Below are 20,888 nucleotides of genomic sequence, written 5' to 3' on the forward strand. Positions count from 1 at the left end.
TGGGCACCATGAGCATGGACAGCATCGGCACGCGGGTGTTTTCGGGCGGCGTCTGGGAGGAGAAGTACGGATACGCGCGAGCGGTCATCGCCGGAGACCGGGTCATCGTGTCAGGCTGCACCTCCACCGTCGAGGGGGAGGTCCGCCACGTCGGCGACCCCTACCATCAGGCGCTCACCGCGATGGAGATCGCGCTGGAGGCCGTGGTGAAGGGCGGGCTGTCCCGCGAGGACGTCGTCATGGTGCGCTACTACGTGGTGGATCAGCGCCACTTCGACCAGGTGGGCAAGGCCATCGCGGAGGTGTTCGGCAAGGTCCGTCCGGCCTGCACCGGAGTGCGGGTGGCCGGCCTGGTCGACCCGAGGATGCTGGTAGAGATCGAGATAGAGGCACAACGAGCATGACCGTAGCCGTCAGAGTGATCCCCTGCCTGGACGTCGACGCCGGGCGGGTGGTCAAGGGCGTCAACTTCGAGAACCTGCGCGACGCGGGCGACCCGGTGGAGCTGGCCAGGCGCTATGACGAGGAGGGCGCCGACGAGCTGACCTTCCTCGACATCACCGCCTCCTCAGGTGAGCGCGACACCATGCTGGACGTCGTGCGCCGCACGGCCGAGCAGGTGTTCATCCCGCTCACCGTGGGCGGCGGGGTGCGGTCGGCCGACGACGTCGACCGGCTGCTGCGCGCGGGCGCCGACAAGGTGTCGCTCAACACCGCGGCGATCGCCAGGCCGGAGCTGCTCACCGAGGCGTCGCGCCGGTTCGGCGCGCAGTGCGTGGTGCTGTCGGTCGACGCCCGGCGGGCGCCGGGCACGCCGAGCGGCTTCGAGGTCACCACCCACGGCGGCCGCCGCGGCACCGGCATCGACGCGGTGGAGTGGGCGGCCAGGGGCGAGGAGCTGGGCGTGGGCGAGATCCTGCTCAACTCGATGGACGGCGACGGCACCCTCGACGGCTACGACCTGGAGATGATCCGCGCGGTCCGGGCCGTCGTGCGGGTGCCGGTGATCGCCAGCGGCGGGGCCGGGCGCCTGGAGGACTTCCCGCCCGCCGTGGCGGCCGGCGCCGACGCGGTGCTGGCCGCCAGCGTGTTCCACTTCGGCACGCTGAAGATCGCCGAGGTGAAGGACACCCTCCGGGCGGCCGGCCACCCGGTCCGCTAGAACACCCGCATGTGCTGGAAGCACTCGTAGGAGGCGTCCCGTCCCGCGAACGCGGCCGCCTCCGAGCGCTTGACCGCGAGGAAGGCGTCACGCCGCAGCGGGCCCAGCGCCTCCGTCAGCGTCTCGTCCGCCTCCAGCGCGTCGAGCGCCTCGTCCAGGGAGGCGGGCAGGCGCGGGTAGAGGCCGGGGCGGGTGTCGGGGTCGACCGTGACCGGCTCGCCCGGGTCGAGCTTGCGGCGGATGCCGTCCATCCCCGCGTGGATGACCGCGCCGAGCGACAGGTAGGGGTTGGCGGAGGAGTCGGACGGCTTCAGCTCCAGGTTGGGCTCGCCGAGCTCGCCCAGCGGCGAGCAGACGCGGACCGCCGCCTCCCTGTTGTCGGGGCCGTAGACGGCGTACGCGCTCGACCACCTGCGCGGCGCCAGGCGGCGGAAGCTGTTGACGCTGCCGCAGGTGAGCGCGGTCAGCGCGGGCAGGTGGGCGAGGAGCCCGCCGATGAACCAGGCGCGCACGTCGCCGTCCTCGCCGAACACGTTCGTGCCGTCGCGCCACAGCGACAGGTGCAGATGGGCGCCGTTGCCCGCCTGGTCGGCCAGCGGTTTGGGGGCGAGCGACGCCCACATCGCCATGCGCATGGCGACCCCGCGCACGGTCTCGCGGTAGAGCACGTGGTTGTCGGCGGCGCGCAGCGCGGGCGCGTGGCGTACGGACAGCTCCTGCTGGCCGGGGCCGAGCTCGGGATGGCAGTGCTCGACCCGCAGCCCCTGGGTCTCCAGGGCGCGGATCAGCTTGATCGTGTAGTCGTGCGCGGTGTCGAAGCCGGTGCCCGCGTAGCAGAGGGAGTCGTCGATCGGCACCAGGCGGTCGGGCCCGCCGGACGGATCGGGGAGCCGGCGGCCGAGCGTGAACTCCGGCTCGAAGGCCGCCAGCAGCAGGTAGCCCTCGGCCGCGAGTGAGGCCACCGCGTCCTTGAGGAAGGAGCGCGAGCAGGCCTCCCAGGGAGAGCCGTCGGGCAGGCGCAGGTCTGACAGCATCGCGGCCGCGCCGGGCGCGTGGGGGAGGGTGACGTAGGTGGAGGGGTCGGGAACGATGCGCACCTCGCCCACCGGACCCATGTGCTCGACGTCCTGCAACTGGTCGAGCATGTTCATCGCCATCATGGCCACCGTGTGCCCGATGCCGGACGTGAGCCGCTCCGCGAGACGCGACCGGGAGGCGGCCTTGCCGCGGACGACGCCGCCGTGGTCGACGTACAGAAAGCGGATCAGCTCCACGCCTTCGAGCTCCGCTCGCTCGAGGATGCGCCTGACCCCGGGGTCGGGCTGGTGGAGCGTGTTGGCGCCTGGACGATCTGTCATCCTGCCTGCGTAACACGTCTGGGCGGCGCGGGGAAGCATCTCCCGCAGACAGGACCGACTATCAGGTCAAGACATTGGTAAAGAAGACAGCCAACTGGTTGGCTCCGTTGATGATTCCGTCAAATACTCCGTTGACCGCGGCGGCGGCTTCGGCCGGCCGGGTGAACAGGTAGAAGACCACGAACGCCACCAACACGTACGTGAGCACCTTCTTGACCTGCATGGGGGGCCTCCTGCAGTCCGTTCCCAGCCGTATATACCCGGATCTGGGCGATCACCTTGCATCTTCTGTGAAGATGTTCATGATCCTAACCGGGGGGCTTGTCTCTGGCCCATGGTACGGCCTGCCGGCGTGGCTGGAGCGGCTTCCGCGCAAGGGTTTTCCGGCGTCGCAGGTGAGGGTGTGGCGTGACCCTCGTCACCATGCCCCGCCCCTGGTCAGACGCCCAGCCGGGCGCTCCTCAGCCGCTCGATCGCGTCGGCGTCGCCGCTCAGCTCGGCCCGGGAATGCGCCTGGCGGCCGAAGCAGAACAGCAACAGTTCGCTCGCCGTTCCGCTCACCTCGACCTTGGGACCCTGCTGGGCGCCGCCCAGGACCACGGACCTGGCCCCGCCGCCGCCCCGGCGGTGGAGCACCACGCCGACGGGGGCGCGGCGCAGCATCATCTTCGCCATGGCCGACAGCCGCTTCCAGATCAGGTCCTCGAAGTCGGCGGGCAGCTCGCGCGGCTCCCAGCCCGGCTGGGCGCGCCGCACGTCCTCGTGGTGGACGAAGAACTCCATGGTGTTGACCGCCGTGTCGAGGAACGGCAGCAGCCCGTACACGCCGCCGGGCTTGCGCACCAGGGCGACCAGCGCGGGGAACGGGTGCTTGGCCTTCAGCCCGCGCTGCACCGAAGCCGTGTGGCCGGCCAGCGCGCGCACCGCGATGCCCGGCATCGCGTCGGGCCGGCGCTCGCGCAGCGCCAGGTGCGCGGCCAGGTCGTAGGTGTCCCAGCCCTCGCAGAGGGTCGGCTCTCCGGGGCCGAGCTGGTCGAGCAGGTCGCAGAGTGCGGCGCGTTCGCTACGGGCGTGAGTCACATCGTCAACCCTACCTGTGGGAATAACGGGGCGATCAGACGTGATAGTGACTTACGTAGAAACGTCGGGTGTGAAAGGAATTTTCCGAGTGGCGAACAAGGTCACCTCGGCCGTCATGCGTCAAGGGCTTCGCGTCCTTGGGGTGGCCATTCGCACCGAGAAGGTGGTGTTCACCTTCGCCGTGCTGGCGAGCGCCGTCTACGGCGGGATGACCGTCGCCTCGGCCTGGGCGCTCGGCTGGGCGACCCAGAACGTCGTGCTCGCCGCGTTCGACCGGGGGGAGGTCACCACCGGCGCGCTCTGGACCGGCGTGCTGCTCATCATGGGGACCGCCCTGCTCAAGGCCCTGGGCGTGGCCGGGCGGCGCATCCTGGCCGGGCTGATGCAGTATCGCATGCAGGCCCGCTCCCGCCGCGACGTCACCAAGCAGTATCTGCGCCTGCCGTTGTCCTGGCACCACCGCCACCCCACCGGCCAGCTGCTGTCGAACGCCAGCTCCGACGCCGAGGCCGCGTGGGCGCCGCTGGCGCCGCTGCCGATGGCCGTCGGCGTGGTCGTCATGCTGTTCACCGCGGCGATCGGCATCCTGTTCACCGACCTCATGCTCGCCCTGGTCGGCTTCTTCATCTTCCCGGCCATCGCGCTGCTGAACCTCGTCTACCAGCGCCGGCTCAGCCCTCTCGTGACCCGCGCCCAGCAGCTCCGGGCCGAGGTGAGCGAGATCGCCCACGAGAGCTTCGACGGCGCGCTCGTCGTCAAGACGCTCGGCAGGGAGGAGCTGGAGACCGACCGGTTCCGCCGTCGCGCCCACGAGCTGCGCGACGCCAACATCGCCGTCGGCAAGGTGCGCGGCCTGTTCGACCCCCTGCTGGAGGCGCTGCCGACGCTCGGCGTGCTCGCCGTCCTGGCCGTCGGCGCGCTGCGGTTGTCCACCGGCTCGATCGACTCCGGGCAGCTCGTCCAGGTCGCCTACCTGTTCACGCTGCTGTCGTTCCCGATCAGGGCGCTCGGCTGGGTGCTGGCCGAGCTGCCGCGCAGCGTCGTCGGCTGGGGCCGGGTGCAGGCCGTGCTGGACGCCGAGGGCTCCATGACCTACGGCGAGACCGCGTCCCGGCCCGACGGCCCCGCGTCCCTGGAGGTCAAGGACGTCTCCTACGCCTACGGCGACACCGAGGTGCTGCACGAGGTCAGCTTCGACGTGCCCGCCGGGCGCACCGTCGCCCTGGTCGGGCCCACCGGCTCCGGCAAGTCCACGCTGGTGCAGCTCCTTGTCAGGCTCGTGGACCCCGCCTCGGGCCAGGTCCGGCTCGACGGCGTGGACCTGCGCGACCTGCCCTACGGCGGCATCGCCGAGTCGGTGGCGCTGGTGCCGCAGCAGACGTTCCTCTTCGACGACACCGTACGCGGCAACATCGCGCTCGGCCTGCCCGTCGACGACGAGCGGGTGTGGCGGGCGCTGCGCCTGGCGCAGGCCGACGGCTTCGTCGCCGGGCTCGGCGACGGCCTCGGCACCCACGTCGGCGAGCGCGGCACCACCCTGTCCGGCGGCCAGCGCCAGCGCCTCGCGCTGGCCAGGGCGGTCGTCCGCGAGCCCCGCCTGCTCATACTCGACGACGCCACGTCCAGCGTCGACCCGCAGGTCGAAGCGAGGATCCTGTACGGGCTGCGAGACCGGTCGCAGGCGTCGACCGTCGTGGTCGTCGCCTACCGGATGGCCACGATCGCGCTCGCCGACGAGGTCGTCTTCCTCGACCGGGGCCGGGTCGCCGACCGCGGCACCCACGCGGAACTGCTGGACCGCTGCCCCGGCTACCGCGACCTGGTGACCGCCTACGAGCGCGAGGAGCTGGAACGGGCCACGCTCGACACGGACACAGACACGGACACCGACCGGCGGCCCGGTCTCGAAGAGGAAGAGATCAGCGCATGACCGTCGAAAGCGGGCGCATCGGCGCCGGTGCCGAGAGATCCGCCTGGGGCGTGGTCCGGCAAGGACTGTCGCTGACCCCCGAGTTCCGCAAGGGCCTGGGGGTCACGCTGGTGCTGGCCGTGATCGCGACCAGCGGCAAGATCATCGTTCCGCTGGCCGTGCAGCAGACCATCGACACCGGGATCGCCACCGGCCATCCGGATCTGCCGTACATCACCCGGATGGTCGCGGTGTGCGCGATGGCGGTGCTGCTGACCGCGGCGGCCGCGTACCTGATGAACGTCCGCCTCTACAAGGCGACCGAGTCGTCGCTGGCCACGCTGCGGGTGCGCGGCTTCCGGCACGTGCACGACCTGTCCGTGCTCACCCAGAACACCGAGCGGCGCGGTGCCCTGGTCTCGCGCGTCACCAACGACATCGACCAGATCAGCACGTTCATGCAGTGGGGCGGGCTGATGATCATCATGGCCTTCGGGCAGCTGATCATCGCCTCCGTGCTGATGTTCGTCTACTCCTGGCAGCTCACGCTGCTGGTGTGGGCCTGCTTCGTGCCGTTGATGATCGCGTTGCCGCGCTTCCAGCGCTGGCTGTCGGCCGCCTACACCCGGGTACGCGAGCGCACCGGCGACATGCTGGCCGCGGTCAGCGAGTCCGTCGTGGGCGCCGCCGTGATCCGCGCCTACGCCACCGAGCGGCGCACCGCCGAGCGCATCGACCAGGCCGTGGACGCCAACAAGGCCGCCCAGGTCAAGGCGCAGACCATCGTCGGGTTCGTGTTCCCGCTGACGGAGATCGTGGCGGCCCTGGCCATCGCCGGGATCGTGCTGCTCGGCGTGCGGCTCGGCCTGTCGGGTGACATCACCGCCGGCCAGCTGGTCGCCTTCCTGTTCCTCATCACCCTGTTCGTGGCGCCGATGCAGACCGCCACCGAAGTGCTCAACGAGGCGCAGAACGCCATCGCGGGCTGGCGGCGGGTGCTCGGCGTCATCGACACGCCCGCCGACGTGGCCGACCCCGGCGACGACGGCACCGCGCCGCCGCGCGGTCCCATCTCCGTCGCCTTCGAGGACGTCACCTTCGCCTATCCCGGCGGCCCGCCCGTGCTGCGCGAGGTCACCGTGGACATCCCGCCCCGCTCACGCCTCGCCGTCGTCGGTGAGACCGGTTCGGGCAAGACCACCTTCGCCAAGCTGCTCACCCGCCTCATGGACCCGGTCTCGGGCCGCGTCCTCGTCGACGGGCACGACCTGCGCGGCGTCCGCTTCTCCTCGCTGCGCGAGCGCATCGTCATGGTGCCGCAGGACGGCTTCCTGTTCGACGGCACGCTCCAGGAGAACATCCTGTACGGCAAGCCGTCGGCCACCCGTGAGGAGATCACGCTCGCCCTCACCGAGCTGGGCCTGGCCGACTGGCTGGAAGGCCTGCCCGCCGGCCTCGACACCCCGGTCGGCCAGCGCGGCGAGTCGCTGTCGGCGGGCGAGCGCCAGCTCGTCGCGCTGGCCCGCGCCTACCTGGCCGACCCCGACCTGCTGCTGCTCGACGAGGCGACCTCGGCCGTCGACCCGGCCACCGAGGTGCGGCTGGCCCGGGCCCTGGAAGGCGTCACCCGCGGACGCACCGCCGTCACCATCGCGCACCGCCTGTCCACCGCCGAGAACGCCGACGAGGTCCTCGTCTTCGACGGCGGCCGGCTCGTCCAGCGCGGCCCGCACGCGGAGCTGGTCGGCGAGCCGGGCGTGTACGCCGACCTGCACGCCTCCTGGATCTCCGCCGCCCGCTCCTGACCGGCTCACGACGCCGCGAAGGTCACCGTCGTCCCGCCGGGACCCGAGACGATCGTGAGCTGCTCGCACAGGAGCCGCGTGAGCCACAGGCCGCGCCCGCCCGCCTCGAACGCGGCGGGCGGGGGCGAGGCGGTGGACCAGCCCGGCGGCAGGCCGGGGCCGTCGTCGGCGACCTCGCACCACAGCCGCCCGTGCTGCCACCACAGGCGCAGCCGCCCGCCGCCCCCGCCGTGCAGGACCGCGTTCGTGGTCACCTCGTTGACCGCCACCACGAAGTCCTCCAGCCGCCGGCCCGCCAGCCCCTCCTGGGCGGCGCGGGCCGTGACCATCTTGCGCAGCAGCGTGATCCGGCCGCGCGCGAAAGTCTGCGAGAGTATCTGCCTACACATCACCGGCCGGGCGCACGCCGAGGGCGTCGCCCGCCTTCAGCAGGCGCAACAGCCGCGCCAGCGGGCTGCCGCACGCCACCACCGTCCGCCCCGGCCTCCTGGCCAGGGCCATCGCCACCAGCAGCTGCGCCGAGCCCGCGTCGATGAAGTCCAGCTCCGTGGCGTCGATCACGACCTCGTCCCGCTCCGCCCGCAGCGGCGCCAGGATCGAGGCGAACGCCTGGCGGTTCGTCAGGTCGACGTCGCCCCGCAGCCGCAGCCCCGGCGGCGACGACGTGGCGGCGTACCGCAGCAGCGCCTGCTCCGGCGAGATCGGGTGCACGCCCGTCACCCTGTCGAGCGCCTCACACGGGAACAGCGCCCGGTCGTACTGGCAGACGGCCGCCAGCCCGCACCGCCCGAACAGCGCGTTCACCGCCGACTCGGACGCCACCTGCCCCGGCGGGTCGTGCACTCCCCACGAGGCGTCGACCAGCGCGTACAGCCCTCGGTAGCCCTGGGCGAGAGCCCGCTCCCCGGCGGCCTCCAGCCGGTCGAGCGCCCGGCAGGGATCCGGCCGGCCGCCGGTCAGACGCGTGCCGGCGATCTCGATCCGCCCGGCCGACTCCGCCTCGCGGAACCCCGGCACCAGCGGCGTCAGCCACGCCCGCGTGCGGTCGGGGGAGTCGGCGTGCGTGATGATCAGCACCTTGGTGCGGCGGCGCAGCCCGTTGAGCGTGAACAGCCGGGTCGCGGCCCGCCGCTCCCGGTCGCCGAGGAACGGCAGGCATACGTGGTCGCCCAGGTCGGGGTCGAGGGCGGAGCCGGTGACACGGACCACGATGCGCTCCCTATCGGCGTGGTCTCGAAGATACCGGTCGGAGCGATATCACGCAGTGCGTTCTCCGTAAAACAGTCAGTGACGGACCAAGGAAAGGTGTAGCTTCGACGCGGGCCGCCTTGTCACAGGGCGTGAGGAGCATGGCGTTGGAACTGCTGCAGATGACTCGCCGGAAACACGGCGAGCGGACCGTGGTCAGCCTGGCCGGCGAGGTCGACGCGGACAACGTGTCGGAGGTGCGCACGTGCCTCGCCGAGGCGGTGCGGGCGCACGGCCCGCGCCTGGTCGTCGACCTCAGCAGGCTGACCTTCATCGACACCACGGGCCTGGGCGTGCTGGTACGCCAGCTCGCCGCCCTGCGCGAACGCGACGGCACCATGGCGCTGGTCGCACCGGACGGCCAGGTCCTGCGCCGGCTCCGCCGCACCAACCTGGCCCCGCTCTTCCCCATCTACGACACCCTCTCCCAGGCCCTCGACTGACCTTCGCGCGCGTCCTGGAGATCACGGGGAGGGCGCACGGCACGGGGGAGTGCGGGAGCGCGCCGCGGGGCTGGTTGAATGGCGGCATGCCGCTTGATCCCGAGATCGCCGCGAGACTGAAGCGCGACGGCGACGGGCTGGTGCCCGCGATCGTCCAGCAGCACGACACCGGTGAGGTGCTCATGCTCGCCTGGATGGACGACGAGGCGCTGCATCGCACGCTCACCACCGGCAGGGCCACGTACTGGTCCCGCAGCCGCCAGGAATACTGGGTCAAGGGCGACACGTCCGGTCATGTCCAGTACGTGCGAGAAGTCGCGCTCGACTGCGACGGCGACACCTTGCTGGTCCGGGTCGACCAGGTCGGCGCGGCCTGCCACACCGGCGACCGCACCTGCTTCGACGCCGACCGGCTGCAGGCCGTCCAGGGCGCCGCCGCCGCGCCCGCGGAGCGGTAGATGGGCTCCGGGCAGGGCGCGGGCCGGCGGGAGCTGTGGCTGTGGGTGGCGCTCACCGCCGAGGGCTGCCTCCTGGTGCTGCTCGCCGCGGGCCGCCCCTGGGTGGACGGCGTACGGGCGAGCGGCGAGCTGACGGTCCCCACCGGCGGCGACCTGAGCCCGGTGCTGACCCCGCTCGCCCTGGCGGGGCTGGCCGGGGTCGTCGCCGTGCTGGCCACCAAGGGCGCCGGACGGCGCGTCGTCGGCGCCCTGCTGGCGCTGTGCGGCATCGGCGCGGCGGCCGCGGCGTGGGGCGCCACCGGCCGGGCCGGGATCGAGACCTGGCTGCGCGGGCACAACGTGCTCAGCGCGGCGGGCCCGCTGCAGTGGGACGTCGTGACAGCGTGGCCCGCCGCCGCCGGGCTGGGCGCGCTGCTGATGCTCGCCGGCGGGGTCCTCGCCGTCATCCGCGGCGGCAGGTGGGCCGGCATGTCCGACCGGTACGAGCGAGCGGCCGACCGCCCCCGGCCCCAGGCCGACGGTGACAGGGCCCTGTGGGACGCGCTCGACCGCGGGGACGACCCCACCGAATCGCGCTGAGTTCGTTCACGTACGGATGTCTCTCCGGGCCTGTCCGCCCAGGCCGCCGGCGGCATGATGGTGACGCTGCCCGGTCCCGCCGCGACCGCGTCGGCCGGTTACTGAAGTTTTGCAGGCGGATTACAAGTTGTCCGCAAGCTGAACGTTATTGCATGTCGCCCATGGTTTGTCGCTAGGCTGCCGCGCGCACCTCACCACGAACTAACGATATGAGGAGTTAAAGGGACATGAGTTACGGAAACCAGGGCGACGGCGGATATGGCGCCCAGCCGCCCGGTGGCGGTTACGGTCAGCAGCCCCCGAGCGGTGGCGGCTACGGTCAGCAGCCGCCCAGCGGCGGTGGTTACGGCCAGCAGCCGCCCAGCGGTGGCGGCTACGGCCAGCAGCCCCCGAGCGGCGGTGGCTACGGTCAGCAGCCCCCGAGCGGTGGCGGTTACGGCGGTTACGGCGAGCAGCCGCCGAGCGGCGGCGGCTACGGCGGCCCGCCTCCCGGCTACGGCCAGCAGCCCGGCGGATACGGCACCCCGCCGGACAACCACCTGGTCGCCGCCATCCTGACGACCCTGTTCTGCTGCCTGCCCCTGGGCATCGTCTCGATCGTCAAGTCGACGCAGGTCAACCAGAAGTGGCAGATCGGCGACATGCAGGGTGCCATGGCCGCGTCCGAGGAGGCCAAGACCTGGTGGAAGCGGTCGCTGATCGCGGGCATCGCGATGTACGCCCTCATCATCGTGGGCTACATCGTCTTCTTCATGATCATCGCCGCGAGCGTCACGACCACCTATGGCACGTACTAAATAACCATGACCGACGCGAACCTCGATCGGCGCGGCGCTGACCGGCTCAAGGCAGTGCTCGCGCCGCTCGGTGTGGCCGCGGCCGCCGGCGCCGTCTTCGCGGTCGTCGGCACGATCGACCCCAACCAGCCGGGCAACTACCCGACCTGCCCCTTCCTGTGGGCGACGGGCCTCTACTGCCCCGGGTGCGGCACGCTGCGCACCATCCACGCACTCGCCCATCTCGACCCGGTGACGGCGCTCGGCCTGAACCCGCTGGCCCTGGCGATGGTCCCCTTCCTGCTGTTCTGGTGGGGACGGTGGATGGTGAACGCGTGGCGCGGCAGACCGCGGCGCACCACGCTCGCCCACCCCGCTTACCTGTGGGCGTTCCTGGCAATAGTGATTCTTTATTGGGTCGTCCGCAATCTCCCATTCGGGGTGTTCCTGGCTCCCTAGTCAACCCCCCTGTGGCGAGCCGACCTCGCCGGGGCCGATACCATCGCAGAGTACGGGGCCGGGAGCGGACGCCTTGCGAACTACCGGTCTCCACCCCCACTGCCGACCGGAGGGACCCTAAGCGCGTGAGTGAGCGGACGGAAGGACCTAGTGTCCTCGACGACATCCTCGACGGGGTGCGTGCCGATCTCGCCGCACGCCAGCAGACCGTGTCACTCGGCGAGCTCAAGCAGCGCGCCGAGCGGGCGCCGGCCCCCCGCGACGCGCTCGCCGCGCTGGGCGGCGACCGGGTCTCGGTGATCGCCGAGGTGAAGCGTTCCAGCCCGTCCAAGGGTGCGCTGGCCGCGATCGCCGACCCGGCGGCGCTGGCGGCCGACTACGAGGCGGGCGGCGCCCACGTGATCAGCGTGCTGACCGAGCGGCACAAGTTCGGCGGCAGCCTCGACGACCTGGCCGCCGTGCGCGCCCGGGTCGACATCCCCATCCTGCGCAAGGACTTCATCCTCACCTCCTACCAGCTCTGGGAGGCCCGGGCCCACGGCGCCGACCTGGCGCTGCTCATGGTCGTCTGCCTGGAGCAGGAGGCGCTGGTGTCGCTGATCGAGCGCGCCGAGTCCATCGGGCTCACCCCGCTCGTCGAGGTCCACACCGAGGAGGAGCTCGACCGGGCCGTCTCGGCCGGCGCCCGCGTCATCGGGGTCAACGCCCGCAATCTCAAAACTCTCGAAGTCGACCGCGACGTCTTCAGCAAGTTGGGGCCGAAGATCCCCGATAATGTCATCAAGATCGCAGAGTCGGGTGTGCGGGGCCCGCACGACCTGCTCGCCTACGCCAGATGGGGCGCCGACGCGGTGCTGGTGGGAGAGAGCCTGGTCACCGGCAAGGACCCGCGCAAGGCCGTGGAGGCGCTGGTGACCGCAGGCGCCCACCCGGCGACACGCCCGGATCACGGAGCAGAGGGATAGCAGTGGCAAACGAAGGCACGATCCTTACCGCCGCCGATCTCGCCGGCAACGGCGTCCACGGCGACGATCCCGATGTGCACGGCAAGTTCGGCATCTTCGGCGGCCGGTTCGTGCCCGAGGCGCTCATCCCGGCGCTCGACGAGGTCGCCCGCACCTACGCCGAGGCGCGCGCCGACGCGCGGTTCCTGCGCGAGTTCGACCACCTGCTGCGCACGTACGCGGGCCGGCCCACCACGCTCACCGACGTGCGGCGCTTCAGCGAGCAGGCCGGCGGCGCGCGGGTCATACTCAAGCGCGAGGACCTCACCCACACCGGCGCCCACAAGATCAACAACGTTCTGGGCCAGGCCCTGCTCACCAAGCGCCTCGGCAAGAAGCGCGTCATCGCCGAGACCGGAGCGGGCCAGCACGGCGTGGCCACCGCCACCGCCGCCGCGCTCCTCGGCCTCGAGTGCGTGATCTACATGGGCGCGGTCGACTGCGAGCGCCAGGCGCTCAACGTCGCCAGGATGAAGCTGCTCGGCGCCACCGTGGTCCCGGTCCACAACGGCTCCAAGACGCTCAAGGACGCCATCAACGAGGCGTTCCGCGACTGGGTCACCAACGTCGACACCACCCACTACCTGTTCGGCACCGTCGCGGGCCCGCACCCGTTCCCGGAGATCGTGCGCGACTTCGCCCGCATCATCGGCGTCGAGGCCCGCCGCCAGATGCTGGAGCTGACAGGCGCGCTGCCGACCGCGGTGTGCGCCGCCGTCGGCGGCGGCAGCAACGCCATCGGCATCTTCCACGCCTTCGTCGGCGACGAGGGCGTCCAGCTCCACGGCTACGAGGCCGCGGGCCGGGGTCTCGACAGCGGCGAGCACGCCCTGACCCTCACCGCCGGCACGGTCGGCGTGCTCCACGGCTCGCGCACCTACGTGCTGCAGGACGAGGAGGGGCAGACGATCGAGTCCCACTCGATCTCGGCCGGCCTCGACTATCCGGGCGTGGGCCCCGAGCACGCCTGGCTCAAGGACAGCGGCCGGGCCACCTACCACGGCGTCACCGACGACGCGGCCATGGCGGCGTTCTCGCTGCTGGCCAGGACCGAGGGCATCATCCCGGCCATCGAGTCCTCCCACGCCCTCGCGGGCGCGCTGGAGCTCGGCCGGGAGCTGGGCCCCGAGGCGACCATCCTGGTCAACCTCTCGGGGCGCGGCGACAAGGACATGGGCACGGCCATGAAGTACTTCAACCTCTGACGACCAGGACCACCAATGACGACTCTTCAGACGGTGTTCGCCAAGGCCAAGGCGGACAACAGGGCCGCCCTCGTCGCCTACCTGCCCGCGGGCTTCCCGACCAAGGACGGCGCCGTCGCCGCCGCCGCGGCCCTGGTCGAGGCCGGCTGCGACGTCATCGAGATCGGCCTGCCCTACTCCGACCCGCTGATGGACGGTCCGACCATCCAGGACGCGGTGCACCGCGCCCTGGTCAACGGCACCCGCATCGCCGACGTCCTGCGCACCGTCGAGGGCGTGGCGGCCACCGGCGCGGCCACGCTCGTGATGACGTACTGGAACCCGATCGACCGCTACGGCGCCGACCGGTTCGCCCGCGACCTGGCCAACGCCGGCGGCGTCGGCACCATCACGCCCGACCTGACCCCCGAGGAGTCGGGGCCGTGGCGCGAGGCGTCCGCCGACGCAGGCATCGACACCGTGTTCCTGGTCGCGCCCAGCTCGACCGACGAGCGCATCGCGGCGGTCGCCGCCTGCTGCACCGGGTTCGTCTACGCCGCCTCGCTCATGGGCGTCACGGGCGCCAGGGAGTCGGTCAACGTCGCCGCCGAGGGCCTCGTGGAGCGCACCCGCGCCCACACCGACCTGCCCGTGTGCGTCGGCCTCGGCGTCGGCACCGGCGCGCAGGCGGCCGAGGTCGCCCGCTACGCCGACGGCGTCATCGTCGGCTCCGCCTTCATCCGCCGCCTCCTGGACGCGCCCGACGAGGCCGCGGGCCGCGCCTCGATCCAGAAGCTGGCCCGTGACATGGCCGAGGGAGTCCGCGCCCGCGGCTGACCCGGCCCGCGAGCCCCCCGGGAGCTCCCGGGGGGCTTCGCCTTGTCACGCGCCTTGTCACGCGCCTTGTCCCGTGCGACCTGCGGCAATCGGCGCTTAGCCGAGTCTTATCGGCAGCGTGATCAGATAGATCCAAGGTACTGTGCGCTTTCCCGGTACACAGCGGAAGAGGAGATGGCCCGTGAACGCGTCGGAGGCGTCACGCAACGCCAGATCAGCGATACCCTGGGTGACGACCGCCGCCCGGCTGGTCCTCGGCGGGGTGCTGATCGTGGCCGGTGGGCTCAAGATAGGCAACCCGTCCGAGTCGGTCGTGGCGGTCAGAGCGTACGAGCTGCTGCCCGACGCGGTGGCCACGACGGTCGGCTACGGCCTGCCGATCGTGGAGGTCGTGGTCGGCGTGTTGCTGATCATCGGGCTCATGACCAGGGTGGCCGCCGTGGTCGCCGCGCTGCTCATGCTGGCCTTCGTCTTCGGCATAGCCTGGGCGTGGGCCCACGGGCTGCGCATCGACTGCGGCTGCTTCGGCGGCGGCGGTCAGCTCGGGGCCGGGCAGGAGCCGACGTACCTCATCGACATCCTGCGCGACTTCGGCTTCGTGCTGCTGGGCGTCTGGATCGTGCGATTCCCGCCCGGGCGCGTCGCGCTCGACCGGCCGCTGGGCCTGGCGGGGCTGGAGCATCCGATCGGAGAAGAGGAGAACGGCGATGGGCAAGGGCGACCGGGCGAAGTCGGCGCGTGAGAAGATCGAGCAGCAGCGCGCAGCCGACCGCGTGCGGGAGCGGCGCAAGAAGCTCGTCACCTACGTGACGGCCGGCGTGGTCGCGCTGGCCGCCGTCGGCGCCGGGTGGTGGTACGCGGCCAGCAGGTCGCAGTCCGAGCAGGCCGGCGAGGCGCTGGCGCCGATCACCGTGAACGCCGAGGGCGCCGTGGTGATGGCCAAGGAGGGCGTGACCCAGCCGGTGATCGACATCTACGAGGACTTCCAGTGTCCCGCCTGCCGCGAGCTGGAGCGGGTCAGCGGCGCCACGTTCAAGAACCTCGCCGCCGAGGGCCTGGCCAAGGTCGTCTACCACCCGATCACGATCTTCTCCCAGGAGCCGACCAAGTCCAACTCGGTGCGGGCCGGGGCCGCCTCCCGCTGCGTGCCCGACGGCCCGCAGTGGATGGCCTTCCACGACACGCTCTTCGAGCACCAGCCCAGCGAGGTCGGTGAGGGCTTCAAGCTCGACGAGATGGTCGAGTGGGGCAAGGACGCCGGCATCACCGACCCCGCCTTCGAGACCTGCGTCACGTCCCAGACCTACGCCAAGGCCCAGCTCGACTACAGCAAGAAGATCGGCGACGAGCAGAAGATCCAGGGCACCCCGACGGTGAAGCTCAACGGCACCGAGCTCGACAGCAGTGTCGCGTTCTCGCCTCAGGAGCTGCGCGAAACCGTCACCGAGGCCGCCAAGTAGCGCGGCGTCCGCTACCCTCACCTGACATGCTCCTAGCCTCGATTCCCAGCCCCTCTCAGGGGGTCTGGTATCTCGGAATCATCCCGATCAGGGCCTACGCGCTCTGCATCGTGCTCGGCGTGGTCGTCGCCGTCTGGCTGGGCGAGCGCCGCTGGCGCGCTCGCGGCGGCGAGAAGGGCACGATCATCGACATCGCCGTGCCGGCGGTGATCTTCGGCCTGATCGGCGGCCGCCTCTACCACGTCATCACCGACTGGCAGACCTACTTCGGCAGCCGCGCGATCAAGGAGCCCATCCAGGCCCTGTTCATCTGGGAGGGCGGGCTCGGCATCTGGGGCGCGGTCGCGCTGGGCGCCGTCGGCGTGTGGCTGGCGTGCCGCCGGCGCGGCCTGTCGCTGAGCGCCGTCGCCGACACGGTCGCGCCAGGCATCGCCTTCGCCCAGGCGATCGGCCGCTGGGGCAACTGGTTCAACCAGGAGCTGTACGGCTCGCCGACGACGCTGCCGTGGGGCCTGGAGATCGACATGCAGCACGGCGGCGAGCCCGGCGTGCTCTACCACCCGACGTTCCTGTACGAGTCGCTGTGGAACGTCGCGCTCGGCTTCGCCCTGATCTACGCGGGCAAGCGGTTCTCGCTGCGCCACGGGCGGCTGTTCGCCCTCTACGTCGCCGGTTACACGCTGGGCAGGTTCTGGATCGAGGGGCTGCGCATCGACCCCGTCGGCGGCGTCGACCACGCCGTCGAGTTCCTCGGCCTGCGCATCAACCAGTTCACCGCCATCGCGCTGTTCGTCGGCGCCCTCGTCTACTTCTGGGTCACCAGGAACAAGACCTCCGAGGAGGTCGTCGTCGCGCGGCCGGACGCAGCTGCCGACGCCACTGTGGACGCCACTGCCGACTCCGCTGCGGACGACGACGCCGATCCGGCGCACCGGCCCGATCAGGCCGACCCCGACGACGACCCCGCCACCGAGGAGGCCTCCGGCGCGGACCGAGCTCCCGGACAGGACTCCGAAGCCGTACCCGAGGAGAAGAACAGCCGATGAGCGAGCGCGCGGAGGCTCACCACCAGCACCGCGACGTCGCCGGCGGCTGGCTGCGGCCGTCCGTGTTCGGCGCCATGGACGGCCTGGTGTCCAACTTCGCGCTCATCGCCGGGGTCGCGGGCGGCACCGGCGATCCCGGGATCATCGCGCTCGCGGGCGTCGCCGGGCTGGCGGCGGGCGCGTTCTCCATGGCGGGCGGCGAGTACGTCTCGGTCGCCAGCCAGCGGGAGCTGGCCCTGCGGGAGATCAAGGTGGAGGCGCGCGAGCTCGCCCACCACCCCGACGAGGAGCTGGAGGAGCTGGCCCGGTCCTTCACCGACCGGGGCGTCGATCCCGCGCTCGCCGCCGAGGTGGCCAGGCAGCTCTCCCGCGACCCCGAGCAGGCTCTGGAGCTCCACACCCGCAACGAGCTGGGCATGACTCCCGGTGACCTGCCCAAGCCCAAGGTGGCGGCCGTCTCGTCGTTCCTGTCGTTCGGCCTGGGAGCCGCCCTGCCGCTGCTGCCCTACCTGTTCGGCGCCGTGGAGCTGTGGGTGTCGGCGGTGGTGTCGTGCCTGGCCCTGTTCGGCGCGGGCGCGATCGTGTCCGCCGTGACGGCCCGCAGCTGGTGGTACTCAGGGTTGCGGCAGCTCGTCGTCGGCAGCGTGGCCGCCGCGCTGACGTTCGCCCTCGGCCACGCGATCGAAGGCGCGACGCTGTGACCGGCCCGCAGCGCAGCCGCAGGCGCCGCCGGACCCGGACGCCCCGGTCCGACTGGCAGTTCCCGCTCCTCACCGACTGGGGGGTCCGGCCCGAGCGGCAGAAGCTCCTCGTCATCGTCACCTCGTCGATCGCCGTCCTCGCCGCCGCGGTCGCGCTCGTCGTCGTGGTGGCCTCACTCGGCTCCTACACGCCCGAGAGCCGGACCGGCGCCGCCATCGCGCAGACGAGCTCCGCGCTGCCGCAGACCTTCCACGGCTGGGCCTCGCCCAAGCTGTTCGAGCCGATCTCCGACCGCGCCGAGGACGCCAAGCCGCTCACCGCGAAGGAGGTCTTCGCCCAGAAGACGCTCACCGGGGAGAAGAAGCTCAGGCTCCGGCTGGTCGCCAGCAAGATCGAGGCCGACTGCTCGGCCGCCCTGTGGGGGGAGGCGCTGATCGAGCAGGTGTCCGCCGCCGAGTGCAGCCAGGCCGCCCGCGGCCTCTACACCAGCGCCGACGGCCGCTACGTCGGCCAGTACACCCTGCTCAACCTACGCGACGGGCAGGCGGCGGCCGAGCTGGTCGAGTCGCTCAAGACCCTCTACCGGGGAGGCTGGACGCTCCCCCTGGAGAGCGCCAAGGCCGCATTCCCCGGCAGCGGCTACACCGAGGCGGGCGGCTACGCCCTCGGCCACTACGTCGGGCTGGTGTGGATCGGCCGGGCCGACGGCGCCGAGCCCACGGCCAAGGACGACTACGTGTCGCTGGCCCTGACCCTGCGCGGCGCCGAGAAGCCCGTCTACCAGCGCGTCGTGGCGATCACCGGGCCGGGGTCCTGATGGTGTACGCTCCCACGCGCTCGTCCGGTTACCGAGGAGGCCGCTCGTCCGCAGCGGCAGGTTGTTGGCGTCACAGGGGGACTAGATGCCGGTCCGACTCGTCATCGCGCTGGTGTCGGCCGCGCTCGCCGTCGTCGCGGCGGGCGCGTGGCTGTGGCTGGGACGGGACGCGCCCCGGCCCGCCGCGCTGCGCACCCAGCCCACGTCCGCCCTGTACGCGCTCGTCGACACCCGCCAGGCCGACACCCGTCCGCTGACGGCGGCCGAGGTCTTCACCGGCGCCACGCAGACCCTCGGAGCGCTGCGGCGCGAGGCCGTCGAGGAGCTCGACGACTGCTCGGACGCGCTGTGGGGGGTCGAGGCCGACGGGTGCACGCAGGCGCTGCGTGCCACGTACCGGGGGGAGGGGATGGCGGGGCAGTTCGTCATCTTCAACCTCCCGGACGGGCGGGCCGCCGACGCGCTGGTGTCCGCCCTGCGCACGGACGGGTTCGTCCGGCAGGCGCTCCCGTTCGACCCGGCCCGCAGCCGCGCCGAGGTCCGCGCGCTGGGGCACTACGTGACGGTCAGCTGGGCGGGTGTCCTGGAGGGCGCCGCGGAGGGCGATCTGGTGCAGCCTCTGATCGCCCTCGACGGGCTGAGCGCCGTCGTCCAGTCGCGCGTCCTCGACGCCACGTGAGCGGGGTTTCTCTCGACCTGTGCGTGACCGGCCGTAGTGCGTGAAAAGCTTCAAACCTCTTTGGGAACCCCCTCGGGTGAGGCGCCGTCATGCGTGCCTTACGGCCCGCTGTTCCCGCCGTGGGGATTCGAAACGCCGCTGTTCCCGTCGTCGGGGAGGGAGCGGAGGGTGGCGTCGATGGCTGAGGGGAGGGTGGTCAGGCGGTGGAGTGGGGCGTCCAGGGGAGTGAGGTCGCCTGCCCAGGGGGCCGCCTCGCGGATCAGGGCGCGGGCCTCGTTCTTGGTGAGGGTGACGTCGTGGGTGGCGGCTACCGCGATGAGGGCCTCGCGCCAGGTGTTGGCCAGTTTGGCGTGGCCGCTGTCGAGGATGCGGCGGAGGATCTGGGCCTGCGGGGTCTCGGGGCGGGGGCGGCGGGTCGCGGTGAGCATGGCGCCGGACTCGGTGAAGCTGTAGACGGGGTCCAGCGCTGAGGGGATGTCGAAGGGGCCCGCCAGGTGGACCTCGACGTGCGGGGCGCGGGTGGCCAGCAGGAAGCGGGGGAGGGCGGCCTCCAGGCCCGGGGGGACGGCGATCGCGACCCTCTCCACCGAGGCCGCGTACGGTTTGCCCAGCCAGGTCGCCAGCTTGACCCGGGGCTGAGGGAGGGTGGCGGGCCAGTCGCCGACCAGCAGGTCGGCCTCGCCCGCGGACGAGAGGCGGGTGACGGACTCGGCCATGCTCGCGGGGGTCGGGCGGGGCTCCGCTTGGCCGGGAGCGGGCGCCGGGGCGGACTCGACCGATTGGGGGCCGTGGGTGTAGATGGCGGTGGTGAGCTGGGAGAGGCGGGAGCGCACGGCGGGGGCGGTCTTGGTGGTGGGGCGCAGGATGTAGAGGTCGGCGGCGGAGCCGATCGCCTCTGCCCCGAAATATCTGTTGAAATCTGGGTAAATCGCTTCAAACGCCACGTTCAACGCCGACAGGGCGTTCTGCACCTTCAGCGCCAGCGCCGGGGTCCGCTCGCTCGCCCCGTACGCCAGCAGGACGCGCCCGTTCTCCGTCAGCCCCTCCAGCGCGCGGGCCACGAACAGGCCGACGCCCTCCGGGGTGTACGGGGGGTCGGTGACGGCCAGGTCGTGGTCGCGGGCCGACGCGGGCAGGCCCAGCCGCAGGTCGGCCCAGCGGGTGTGGATCCCCAGCCGCTGCTCGTCGATGTAGGCCAGGATGCGGTCGTCGACGTCCACCACGGTCACGTCGGTCTCCGGGTGCACCAGCTTGACCGCGACCGAGGTCAGGTCATGGTCGCCGACACACAGCAGCCGCCCGCCCGGGAGCCAGAAACGGGCCCCGAGCAGCAGCGCCCGGCGCAGGACCGTCTCGGGCGTGGCCGGCACGTGGTCGAGCGCGTGGCGGGGCCGCGGCGCCTTGGCCACCAGCTCGCGCAGCCGCTCCAGCGCGGGCTCGTAGTGCGCGACCAGGTGCTGGACCGGGTCCTCCGGAGGCGGCGCGAGCGCCAGCAGGTCCTGGAAGTCCTGCCAGTGCGCCGGCGGCAGCCGGAACCGGTCTCCCTCCCGCTCCGTCCGCAGCTCGCGCAGCAGCTCTTCGATGGTGCGCCGGGACGTCGCGGTCTCCCTGACCAGGTCGGCCAGGGACCACCAGCGGCCGTCGCAGAGCAGGGTCAGCGCGTGCCTGAGCCGCCTGCTGTCCACCCCTGCCGCGCCGAGCAGGCGCTCCACCCCGTCACGCTCCATACGGCCACCCTATCGATCCGCCGGGCCAAGATCCGAGCCGCTGACCTCGGATAAGTGCGACATGTTTCGTAAAACGGACGCGATGGGCACCATTCCGGCAGCGTGCGGTAACCTCTACACACGATATGCAGCAGGGCCAACGTCGTCCCCGCCTG

At 71.9% G+C, this 20,888-nt stretch carries 24 protein-coding genes; 18 read left to right on the forward strand and 6 right to left on the reverse strand.

What is annotated here, in order from left to right; genetic code table 11:
• The first annotated feature begins 8 nt into the window (after positions 1-8).
• Entirely contained in the window at positions 9-404 is a 396-nt protein-coding gene (locus ACZ6YG_RS05915; RefSeq protein WP_246639251.1) for a Rid family hydrolase, read from the forward strand.
• Positions 401-1,162 carry an imidazole glycerol phosphate synthase subunit HisF gene (gene hisF / locus ACZ6YG_RS05920; RefSeq protein WP_148032640.1) on the forward strand — a complete coding sequence of 254 codons (762 nt, stop codon included), beginning with the start codon at positions 401-403 and terminating at the stop codon, positions 1,160-1,162. Before ACZ6YG_RS05915 ends, hisF begins: the two co-directional genes overlap by 4 nt.
• Here the strand turns inward: hisF and ACZ6YG_RS05925 are convergent.
• The 3 genes from ACZ6YG_RS05925 to ACZ6YG_RS05935 form a co-directional block, all read right to left on the reverse strand.
• Positions 1,159-2,520, reverse strand: a complete 1,362-nt coding sequence (locus ACZ6YG_RS05925; protein ID WP_466017332.1) for a glutamine synthetase family protein — start codon at positions 2,518-2,520, stop codon at positions 1,159-1,161. The two genes, hisF and ACZ6YG_RS05925, sit on opposite strands and share 4 nt — an antisense overlap.
• Before the next feature lie 61 nt (positions 2,521-2,581).
• On the reverse strand, positions 2,582-2,743 hold the full coding sequence (locus ACZ6YG_RS05930) for a hypothetical protein (RefSeq protein ID WP_187281247.1): 162 nt from the start codon (positions 2,741-2,743) through the stop codon (positions 2,582-2,584).
• A gap of 215 nt (positions 2,744-2,958) precedes the next feature.
• Positions 2,959-3,600: a TIGR03085 family metal-binding protein gene (locus tag ACZ6YG_RS05935; protein WP_219543440.1), complete on the reverse strand. Its 642-nt coding sequence runs from the start codon at positions 3,598-3,600 to the stop codon at positions 2,959-2,961.
• Between the two features lie 115 nt (positions 3,601-3,715).
• On the opposite strand from ACZ6YG_RS05935, the gene ACZ6YG_RS05940 reads away from it, so the two are divergent.
• Entirely contained in the window at positions 3,716-5,530 is a 1,815-nt protein-coding gene (locus tag ACZ6YG_RS05940; RefSeq protein WP_364228031.1) for an ABC transporter ATP-binding protein, read from the forward strand.
• Positions 5,527-7,314 (forward strand): ABC transporter ATP-binding protein, encoded by a 1,788-nt coding sequence (locus ACZ6YG_RS05945; RefSeq protein WP_148032636.1) that lies wholly within the window; start codon positions 5,527-5,529, stop codon positions 7,312-7,314. The genes ACZ6YG_RS05940 and ACZ6YG_RS05945 overlap by 4 nt, the downstream gene beginning before the upstream one ends.
• Positions 7,315-7,319: 5 nt before the next feature.
• Here ACZ6YG_RS05945 and ACZ6YG_RS05950 read toward each other — a convergent pair whose 3' ends face one another.
• Entirely contained in the window at positions 7,320-7,703 is a 384-nt protein-coding gene (locus ACZ6YG_RS05950) for an ATP-binding protein (RefSeq protein ID WP_148032635.1), read from the reverse strand.
• Positions 7,696-8,523, reverse strand: a complete 828-nt coding sequence (locus ACZ6YG_RS05955; RefSeq protein ID WP_148032634.1) for an MEDS domain-containing protein — start codon at positions 8,521-8,523, stop codon at positions 7,696-7,698. The genes ACZ6YG_RS05950 and ACZ6YG_RS05955 overlap by 8 nt, the downstream gene beginning before the upstream one ends.
• Before the next feature lie 140 nt (positions 8,524-8,663).
• Between ACZ6YG_RS05955 and ACZ6YG_RS05960 the strand changes: the two genes are divergently transcribed.
• From ACZ6YG_RS05960 to ACZ6YG_RS06025, 14 genes are all read left to right on the forward strand, one after another.
• Positions 8,664-9,005, forward strand: a complete 342-nt coding sequence (locus ACZ6YG_RS05960) for an STAS domain-containing protein (protein ID WP_148032633.1) — start codon at positions 8,664-8,666, stop codon at positions 9,003-9,005.
• Between the two features lie 86 nt (positions 9,006-9,091).
• Positions 9,092-9,463 (forward strand): phosphoribosyl-AMP cyclohydrolase, encoded by a 372-nt coding sequence (gene hisI, locus ACZ6YG_RS05965; RefSeq protein ID WP_219543443.1) that lies wholly within the window; start codon positions 9,092-9,094, stop codon positions 9,461-9,463.
• Positions 9,464-10,042: a Trp biosynthesis-associated membrane protein gene (locus ACZ6YG_RS05970; RefSeq protein ID WP_466017333.1), complete on the forward strand. Its 579-nt coding sequence runs from the start codon at positions 9,464-9,466 to the stop codon at positions 10,040-10,042.
• A gap of 227 nt (positions 10,043-10,269) precedes the next feature.
• Positions 10,270-10,839, forward strand: coding sequence for a CD225/dispanin family protein (locus tag ACZ6YG_RS05975; protein WP_148032630.1), 570 nt, complete (start codon positions 10,270-10,272; stop codon positions 10,837-10,839).
• A gap of 6 nt (positions 10,840-10,845) precedes the next feature.
• Positions 10,846-11,277, forward strand: a complete 432-nt coding sequence (locus tag ACZ6YG_RS05980; RefSeq protein WP_466017334.1) for a DUF2752 domain-containing protein — start codon at positions 10,846-10,848, stop codon at positions 11,275-11,277.
• A 125-nt stretch (positions 11,278-11,402) separates the two neighbouring features.
• Positions 11,403-12,242, forward strand: coding sequence for an indole-3-glycerol phosphate synthase TrpC (gene trpC, locus ACZ6YG_RS05985; RefSeq protein WP_148032628.1), 840 nt, complete (start codon positions 11,403-11,405; stop codon positions 12,240-12,242).
• Positions 12,243-12,262: 20 nt separating this feature from the next.
• Positions 12,263-13,486 carry a tryptophan synthase subunit beta gene (trpB, locus tag ACZ6YG_RS05990; RefSeq protein WP_148034733.1) on the forward strand — a complete coding sequence of 408 codons (1,224 nt, stop codon included), beginning with the start codon at positions 12,263-12,265 and terminating at the stop codon, positions 13,484-13,486.
• Positions 13,487-13,501: 15 nt separating this feature from the next.
• A complete protein-coding gene (gene trpA / locus ACZ6YG_RS05995) occupies positions 13,502-14,302 on the forward strand; it encodes a tryptophan synthase subunit alpha (protein ID WP_148032627.1) in 801 nt (266 codons plus the stop codon).
• A 181-nt stretch (positions 14,303-14,483) separates the two neighbouring features.
• On the forward strand, positions 14,484-15,044 hold the full coding sequence (locus ACZ6YG_RS06000; protein ID WP_466017335.1) for a DoxX family protein: 561 nt from the start codon (positions 14,484-14,486) through the stop codon (positions 15,042-15,044).
• Positions 15,010-15,762: a thioredoxin domain-containing protein gene (locus ACZ6YG_RS06005; RefSeq protein ID WP_148032626.1), complete on the forward strand. Its 753-nt coding sequence runs from the start codon at positions 15,010-15,012 to the stop codon at positions 15,760-15,762. The genes ACZ6YG_RS06000 and ACZ6YG_RS06005 overlap by 35 nt, the downstream gene beginning before the upstream one ends.
• Before the next feature lie 26 nt (positions 15,763-15,788).
• The gene (lgt, locus tag ACZ6YG_RS06010; RefSeq protein WP_466017336.1) at positions 15,789-16,808 is read left to right on the forward strand and encodes a prolipoprotein diacylglyceryl transferase; all 1,020 of its coding nucleotides are present in this window, start codon (positions 15,789-15,791) and stop codon (positions 16,806-16,808) included.
• Positions 16,805-17,509, forward strand: a complete 705-nt coding sequence (locus tag ACZ6YG_RS06015; protein WP_148032624.1) for a VIT1/CCC1 transporter family protein — start codon at positions 16,805-16,807, stop codon at positions 17,507-17,509. The genes lgt and ACZ6YG_RS06015 overlap by 4 nt, the downstream gene beginning before the upstream one ends.
• Entirely contained in the window at positions 17,506-18,327 is an 822-nt protein-coding gene (locus ACZ6YG_RS06020; protein ID WP_466017337.1) for a hypothetical protein, read from the forward strand. The genes ACZ6YG_RS06015 and ACZ6YG_RS06020 overlap by 4 nt, the downstream gene beginning before the upstream one ends.
• 85 nt (positions 18,328-18,412) lie before the next feature.
• Positions 18,413-19,006, forward strand: a complete 594-nt coding sequence (locus tag ACZ6YG_RS06025; RefSeq protein ID WP_466017338.1) for a hypothetical protein — start codon at positions 18,413-18,415, stop codon at positions 19,004-19,006.
• Positions 19,007-19,104: 98 nt separating this feature from the next.
• On the opposite strand, the gene ACZ6YG_RS06030 is transcribed toward ACZ6YG_RS06025, so the two are convergent.
• Entirely contained in the window at positions 19,105-20,733 is a 1,629-nt protein-coding gene (locus ACZ6YG_RS06030) for a bis-aminopropyl spermidine synthase family protein (protein WP_466017339.1), read from the reverse strand.
• Positions 20,734-20,888 lie beyond the last annotated feature (155 nt).

The organism is Nonomuraea sp. NPDC054003 (assembly GCF_055585125.1).

Bases quoted from the DNA above. Each gene is read 5' to 3' on its own strand.
- ACZ6YG_RS05915 (WP_246639251.1), top strand. From the start codon at position 9: ATGAGCATGGACAGCATCGGCACGCGGGTGTTTTCGGGCGGCGTCTGG.
- hisF (WP_148032640.1), top strand. From the start codon at position 401: ATGACCGTAGCCGTCAGAGTGATCCCCTGCCTGGACGTCGACGCCGGG.
- ACZ6YG_RS05925 (WP_466017332.1), bottom strand. From the start codon at position 2,520: ATGACAGATCGTCCAGGCGCCAACACGCTCCACCAGCCCGACCCCGGG.
- ACZ6YG_RS05930 (WP_187281247.1), bottom strand. From the start codon at position 2,743: ATGCAGGTCAAGAAGGTGCTCACGTACGTGTTGGTGGCGTTCGTGGTC.
- ACZ6YG_RS05940 (WP_364228031.1), top strand. From the start codon at position 3,716: ATGCGTCAAGGGCTTCGCGTCCTTGGGGTGGCCATTCGCACCGAGAAG.
- ACZ6YG_RS05945 (WP_148032636.1), top strand. From the start codon at position 5,527: ATGACCGTCGAAAGCGGGCGCATCGGCGCCGGTGCCGAGAGATCCGCC.
- ACZ6YG_RS05950 (WP_148032635.1), bottom strand. From the start codon at position 7,703: ATGTGTAGGCAGATACTCTCGCAGACTTTCGCGCGCGGCCGGATCACG.
- ACZ6YG_RS05960 (WP_148032633.1), top strand. From the start codon at position 8,664: ATGGCGTTGGAACTGCTGCAGATGACTCGCCGGAAACACGGCGAGCGG.
- hisI (WP_219543443.1), top strand. From the start codon at position 9,092: ATGCCGCTTGATCCCGAGATCGCCGCGAGACTGAAGCGCGACGGCGAC.
- ACZ6YG_RS05970 (WP_466017333.1), top strand. From the start codon at position 9,464: ATGGGCTCCGGGCAGGGCGCGGGCCGGCGGGAGCTGTGGCTGTGGGTG.
- ACZ6YG_RS05975 (WP_148032630.1), top strand. From the start codon at position 10,270: ATGAGTTACGGAAACCAGGGCGACGGCGGATATGGCGCCCAGCCGCCC.
- ACZ6YG_RS05980 (WP_466017334.1), top strand. From the start codon at position 10,846: ATGACCGACGCGAACCTCGATCGGCGCGGCGCTGACCGGCTCAAGGCA.
- trpA (WP_148032627.1), top strand. From the start codon at position 13,502: ATGACGACTCTTCAGACGGTGTTCGCCAAGGCCAAGGCGGACAACAGG.
- ACZ6YG_RS06005 (WP_148032626.1), top strand. From the start codon at position 15,010: ATGGGCAAGGGCGACCGGGCGAAGTCGGCGCGTGAGAAGATCGAGCAG.
- lgt (WP_466017336.1), top strand. From the start codon at position 15,789: ATGCTCCTAGCCTCGATTCCCAGCCCCTCTCAGGGGGTCTGGTATCTC.
- ACZ6YG_RS06015 (WP_148032624.1), top strand. From the start codon at position 16,805: ATGAGCGAGCGCGCGGAGGCTCACCACCAGCACCGCGACGTCGCCGGC.
- ACZ6YG_RS06025 (WP_466017338.1), top strand. From the start codon at position 18,413: ATGCCGGTCCGACTCGTCATCGCGCTGGTGTCGGCCGCGCTCGCCGTC.
- ACZ6YG_RS06030 (WP_466017339.1), bottom strand. From the start codon at position 20,733: ATGGAGCGTGACGGGGTGGAGCGCCTGCTCGGCGCGGCAGGGGTGGAC.